The sequence below is a fragment of the Desulfobacter sp. genome, from assembly GCF_050177295.1.
In genome coordinates this window covers 1-4,612 of the sequence record NZ_JBFXHE010000358.1, presented here as the reverse complement: position 1 = coordinate 4,612, position 4,612 = coordinate 1, and the positions used below count along the sequence as shown (strand labels likewise).

The window sequence follows — 4,612 nt, the reverse complement described above, 5'->3', positions numbered from 1 at the left end:
ACATGATGTCCGGCCGCTTATTTCCCCCTTTTTTGATGTCCCCGGTCCGGATGGCCAGGATCAGGTTCAGCCGCTCGGTGATGATGGGCTCAAACCGGCGCATGAGATCCTTGGCCAGGGCCCGGGTGGGAATGATGTATAAGACGCCGTGGGCCCGGCCCGAGGTGATGACCCGTTCCAGGGCCGGGGCCAGAACAGCTTCGCTTTTGCCTGATCCCGTGGCTGCCTGGACAATGAGATCCCGGCCCTCAAGGATGGGGGCGATGGCTTCAATCTGGACCGGCCGCAGGCCGGCAAAGGCCCCGTAAAAGGGGCGGAAGGTGTTGGGAAGCCTTAAAAGGGGGGCGGGCAGGGGGACGGATGGCGGATTAGTGCCCTGGAACATGGGGCTCAGCAGGGTGCTTTCTGTTGTTCCAGATCCAGGAGGTTGACCAGCAGCCTCAATTTCATCCTGGATTCAGCCCCTTTGTTTTGGGAGAGGATCTGCATCATTTCCCCGGTCAGTTCAGCGGTTCCCGGTTCCCACCCGTAGGCCCGGCCGTGGAGGATTTTGAGTTTGCCTGTGAGTGTCTCCCATTCGCCGGAAGACAGGTCCTGGAGAGAATGGATATTGATGTTTTTCCAGGCTTTGTGGTAATTGCGGGCAAAGCAGGGAATGTCGTCGGTTGGCTGGTCCGCTTTCCGTGGTCCGCCGGGCCTGCGGGTCCGGTCCCAGGGCTCGGTTTCAACCAGGGTGAAAAAATCATGGGTAAAGGCAAATACCGGGTAAAATCCCTGGGCCTGTTTTTCCGGGCAGAAGATCTCATGGAGGAGATCATAGCTTTTGCTGCGGCAGGTGATGCGGGCCTGGCCGATGGATTCCCCTTCGTCAAAAAGCAGGACCCACCCCTTGTATCCCATCTCCTTGAACAATTGGGCCAGCCCTTTGACCATGGCCATATATTCCCTGGATTCCCGGCAGACCAGGGAGCTGTCTTTATAAAACGGCACTTCCCGGTAATGGAAGGCCGCGTTAAGCTTATGGGCCGGGATCTCTTTGCCCATGAGGGCATTTTTCAGGGTCCAGGAAAAGGATCTGGGCTGAAACCGGGCATGTTTTTTCAGCTTTTGTTTGCCGGCCGGAATCTCCATGTTCTTGTGGGCCATGGCCGCCAGGATGGCCCGGAACCGGTGGGGCATGTCGCCGGGGATGAACTCGTTGATGGATTTATCCCTGTTTTCCGGCCGGGCCAGCCATTGGTCCGCTGACGCCTTCCACAGCGTTGCCAGGCTGGTTTCACCATTGGGAAAGACCATGGCCCCCATCAGGGCCCGGTAGACCTCTTTGAAGTCGTGGAAAGGGATCTGCCGCGGGTCCAGATTGATATAGCTGACCACAAAATTATTTTCCAGGGCCCGCTGTTTCAGATAGGTGAGGCTGTGGGATTTGCCCTGGCCGTATGCGCCGCAGACACAGAGGTGGTAAGATGTTCCCTTGTCCAGGGCTGCGGCCCCCCGGTCAAAGAGCTGGTTGAGCTTTTCTTCCCCCGAGGTGAGCCATTGGACCCCCAGGGGATCGAACAGGCCCTCCCTGAGGCGCTCCACTGCCCTGCGGAGATGGAAATTTTTGGTGCCGTTGATCTGTGCGTTAAATGCCTTTTCATCCATTTATATTTGTCCATCTCTCTGTCATAAATCTCCAAGGAGGCGCATGGGTGATGACCATATGGTGGGCTTTTTGCGCCAAAGCGTAAATTCCGTCCGGAAACGCAGCTTTTTCATGGCAGCTTCCGTCCGTCAAAGGGTCAAAAATTGCTGTAATAATACCTATATTAACACCTGGTCGTCAACTTTTGAATGGCTTATATCTACTCATGAATAATTTTTCAGCTAAAATTAGGGGCGGGAGGTGCAACGTTTAGGGACAGATTCGAGGACATCTTCCCTAAAAAATATTCAATTTTGAACGTTTAAACGTTCAATGAACACGTTAACTGCATGGCCCTTTCTGCAAAATTTTGATTCGATTTTAGTGTTCTTTGTGTGCAAACTTCTTTTTTTATCCTCAGGCTAACATATTGTATTCAAAATATAATACGGTACGTAGAAATTAAAATTGCGAATATATTCCTCCCCAAATCAACATTGTTTTTTAGGTTGGCACGGAATCTGTCTAAGTAAGCATCGAACGAACATTAAAATGTTTCGTAAAACATACTTTTAACAATCTTAAACACAAAAGGAACTCATCATGATCAAGAAACTCGTTAAAACCCTGACATTAACAAGTATTATTGCAGCACTTTTTTTTACCCCAGCTTCGGCAGAAACCTTTGAGGGCACCATCCAGGGGGCTGACTGCGTCATCAACGGCATCAATTGCGCTGAAGACAGAACAGATCCTCACCTGTGCATGGAGAAAAATTTCATTCTGGTGACCAACGGGGGAGAGCACTTCTTCCTTCCCAATTTGTACCGGTCTTTGAAAGCAAGCCACTACAAACAAAACGTGAGGGTGACTGGAAAAAGGAATGGGAAAGCCATCCGGGTCGATATTCTGTAAGCAAAGGTGAAACAGCCATGAAACACGTTGCCATTCTATTGTCCCTGATTTTTTTCACCGTACCGGTATTCGGACAACCGGCCCTGGCCGGCCCGGCACCTGCCAAGGTTTTGACCGAAACGCTGGTGGAACAGGATCAAACCCAATTTACCCCCATGCAGGGCATTTTATATTTTGACACGGCCTGCAATGCCTCCACCGAGGTGGGCGGACTGGTCCGTGACGTTTATTTTTCAAACGGTGCTACGGTAAAAAAAGGAGATATCCTGGTCCGGCTTAATACCGATTTTACCGACCAGGATATCCGGCTCAAACAAACACAGATCCAACGCCTTGACCTTCGTATTGAACATGCCAAAAAGGATCTTGAACGGTATGTCAAACTGCTTGACCAGGAGGCGGCCAGTGAAACGGATTTTGAACATCTGTCCTATGCCCATAAAGAACTGGTTAAGGAGAGGGACGCTTTAAAGGTCAATCTTGGAAAAATCCGGTTAAAGAAAAATAAAAGCGTTATCCGGGCACCCTTTGACGGGATTATTCTGGAAAAAGATGTTGACTTGGGCAACTGGATCCAGCCGGGAAAAAGCCTGTGTAAGATCGGCTCCACAGGGGATTTGTTCGTTAACGTCCCCGTCAATGAAAGCCTGTTGAAATTTCTTGAGCCCGGCATCCCTATAAGGGTGGTCCTTCATGCGTTTGACCGTGAGGTCACAGGGCATATGGAGGGAATACTGCCCCGGGCCTGCGAAAAAACCAAAAATGTTTCATTAAAAATCCGGATACCCGCCCAAGCAGCAGTGGCAGAAAATATGTCCGCCACCGCCTATATTCCGACATCACAAAAAAGAAAACTAAAAAAAATTCCCCGGGACGCCATTATCCGGCGCCAGGGAAAATCCTTTGTCTATACGGTTATTGGTGACAAGGCAAAATCCCTTCCCCTGGACATTCTTTTTTTCAAAGGGGCATACGCATATACGGACACAGCCGATCTCACCGCGGGGATGGCTGTTATTGTTGACGGCAACCAGAGACTGATGGAAAACCAGCCGGTGAACAACCTGGGAGGGCATCTATGAACCTGATCAAATATTTGGTTAAACGTCCCATTCCCGTGGCGTCCATAACCCTGCTCATTGCATTTTTCGGGGTTCTTGGACTTCTCAACCTGCCCGTCCAGTTGACCCCGGATGTGGAACTGCCCCAGATCACGGTCACCACCACCTGGAACGGGGCCACCCCCTATGAGATCGAAGGGGAGATCATTGAAAAACAAGAAGAAAAACTCAAAGATATTTCCGGGCTTATCCTTCTGGAGAGCTCCAGCTATAACAATTACGGGGAAGTGACCCTTACTTTTGATATCAATATGGAAATTTCCCAGGCGCTTCTTCATGTATCCAATAAAATGAACGAAGTGGAGGATTATCCTGAAAATGCCGATGAACCGGAAATAGAGACCACAGGGGCGCAAAGTGATCCTGTACTCTGGCTGATGCTCAAAAAAAAGGGGACTGCCACCAGGGGAGTGAACCGTTTCCAGACCTTTTTTGACAACCGCATTAAACAAAAGCTGGAGCGGGTGCCCGGCGTGGCCTCCCTTTATGTGGCCGGGGGAACCGAGGATGAGCTTCACATCATCCTTGATCTGGAAAAAATGGCCCAGCATAATATTACCATTTCCCAAGTCCGGGAAAAAATCATCAAGGCCAATCAGAACCGGGCTGCCGGGGTGCTGGGCATGGCGGGAAAAGATTACCGCCTCAGAATCACCAGTGAATTCCAGACACCCCAGGACCCCATGGATGTGGTCATTTTTGATGATGGCGTCAAGCGCATTTTTTTAAGGGATATTGCCCGGTCAGCGCTTGGCTGGGAAAAAGAGAATGTTTCGGTTATGCAGAACGCTTCCGAGGCCATTGTCATCGGGGTACATAAAACGCATGGGGCAAACGTGCTGGATCTTCTTGATGATATGCGCCAGGTGGTAACAGGGCTTAACAACGGCATTCTCAAAGAAAAAGACCTTTATCTTGACTGGGGGTATGACCAGTCTCCCTATATCAG

Annotated in this window: 5 protein-coding genes; 3 read left to right on the top strand and 2 right to left on the bottom strand. The window is 50.4% G+C overall.

Annotation, left to right across the window (positions count from 1 at the left end; translation table 11 throughout):
- Positions 1 to 385, bottom strand: a 385-nt coding sequence (locus tag AB7U36_RS18895) for a DEAD/DEAH box helicase (protein WP_428161205.1), incomplete at its 3' end; no start/stop codon positions are given.
- A gap of 5 nt (positions 386 to 390) precedes the next feature.
- On the bottom strand, positions 391 to 1,647 hold the full coding sequence (locus AB7U36_RS18890) for a BREX system ATP-binding domain-containing protein (RefSeq protein WP_428161204.1): 1,257 nt from the start codon (positions 1,645 to 1,647) through the stop codon (positions 391 to 393).
- A 583-nt stretch (positions 1,648 to 2,230) separates the two neighbouring features.
- Here AB7U36_RS18890 and AB7U36_RS18885 point away from each other — a divergent pair.
- From AB7U36_RS18885 to AB7U36_RS18875, 3 genes are all read left to right on the top strand, one after another.
- Positions 2,231 to 2,542, top strand: a complete 312-nt coding sequence (locus AB7U36_RS18885; RefSeq protein ID WP_428161203.1) for a hypothetical protein — start codon at positions 2,231 to 2,233, stop codon at positions 2,540 to 2,542.
- 17 nt (positions 2,543 to 2,559) lie between these two features.
- Positions 2,560 to 3,624: an efflux RND transporter periplasmic adaptor subunit gene (locus AB7U36_RS18880; protein ID WP_428161202.1), complete on the top strand. Its 1,065-nt coding sequence runs from the start codon at positions 2,560 to 2,562 to the stop codon at positions 3,622 to 3,624.
- On the top strand, positions 3,621 to 4,612 hold a 992-nt coding region (locus tag AB7U36_RS18875; protein WP_428161201.1), incomplete at its 3' end, for an efflux RND transporter permease subunit. The genes AB7U36_RS18880 and AB7U36_RS18875, both read left to right, overlap by 4 nt.

What these genes read in the sequence shown, in the direction of transcription:
- AB7U36_RS18890 (WP_428161204.1), bottom strand. Translation starts at nt 1,647, where the DNA reads ATGGATGAAAAGGCATTTAACGCACAGATCAACGGCACCAAAAATTTC.
- AB7U36_RS18885 (WP_428161203.1), top strand. Translation starts at nt 2,231, where the DNA reads ATGATCAAGAAACTCGTTAAAACCCTGACATTAACAAGTATTATTGCA.
- AB7U36_RS18880 (WP_428161202.1), top strand. Translation starts at nt 2,560, where the DNA reads ATGAAACACGTTGCCATTCTATTGTCCCTGATTTTTTTCACCGTACCG.